Origin of the sequence: Teichococcus deserti (assembly GCF_001982615.1) — a bacterium.
GTDB classification, from domain to species: domain Bacteria; phylum Pseudomonadota; class Alphaproteobacteria; order Acetobacterales; family Acetobacteraceae; genus Pseudoroseomonas; species Pseudoroseomonas deserti.
In genome coordinates, this window is sequence record NZ_MLCO01000385.1 from 1 (window position 1) to 480 (window position 480).

General features: G+C 72.7%; 1 protein-coding gene. It reads right to left on the reverse strand.

Annotated features, from left to right (window positions below; translation table 11 throughout):
* Window positions 1-480, reverse strand: a 480-nt coding sequence (locus BKE38_RS27665; RefSeq protein WP_207553700.1) for a PRC-barrel domain-containing protein, incomplete at both ends; no start/stop codon positions are given.

Below are 480 nucleotides of genomic sequence, written 5' to 3' on the forward strand. Positions count from 1 at the left end.
CGCCTCCAGATGTGTACAAGAGACCGGCCGCGGGCGGGGCCTCGGCCGGCGGCGGCTCCGCATCGGCGGCAGGGGTAGGCTCGGGCTCCGGCGTGCGCGGCGGCAGGGCCATCACCACCTCCTCGCCCTCCTTGTAGTCAGGGAAATTCTTCATCTGGTCGCGGCTGATCGACAGGCGGATGCCTTCCGGCCCGAAGGACAGCGCCTGCCAGCCGACGGCGATGCGCCGCTTGCCGACGCCCAGGAACCCGCCATAGTCGAGCACCGCCGCCTGCGGCTGCCCCTGGGCATCCACCAGGATGTTCACCACCTGGGCGACCACGATGTTGGTGACACCGCGCACCTCCTGGCCGAGCACGCGGAAGACGCTGCCCTTGGCCAGCGTCTCGCGCGCCGCCTCGGCCTCCGGGGCGCGCGCCTCCTGCGCCGCCAGCGGGCTGGCGGCCAGGATCATCGTCAGGGTGATCGTCGGGGCCAGGG